The organism is Pseudomonas sp. 65/3-MNA-CIBAN-0223 (genome assembly GCF_040310425.1).
Lineage (GTDB): Bacteria > Pseudomonadota > Gammaproteobacteria > Pseudomonadales > Pseudomonadaceae > Aquipseudomonas > Aquipseudomonas gregormendelii.
In genome coordinates, this window is record NZ_JBEOPV010000111.1 from 1 (window position 1) to 278 (window position 278).

1 protein-coding gene is annotated in these 278 nt (G+C 51.4%); it reads left to right on the top strand.

The window, feature by feature from the left end; translation table 11 throughout:
- The coding region (locus tag AAEZ09_RS28140; RefSeq protein ID WP_350601622.1) for a proton-conducting transporter transmembrane domain-containing protein at nt 1-278 on the top strand (278 nt) is incomplete at both ends.

A 278-nucleotide genomic window follows, 5' to 3' on the forward strand; every position in this document is an offset into this window, starting at 1 on the left:
ATCATGCTATGCTTCTTTATTGGCTTTGCGGTCAAGCTACCGATTGTTCCCTTTCACGGCTGGCTACCTGACGCCCATGCGCAGGCACCAACCGCCGGTTCAGTGGATTTGGCAGGGGTACTGATCAAGACCGCCGCTTATGGTTTGATTCGTTTTGTCTTACCACTGTTCCCAGCCGCATCACAAGATTTTGCGCCAATAGCCATGACCTTGGGTACGATTGGTATCTTTTATGGCGCATGGCTAGCCTTTATGCAGACCGATATGAAGCGCCTGCT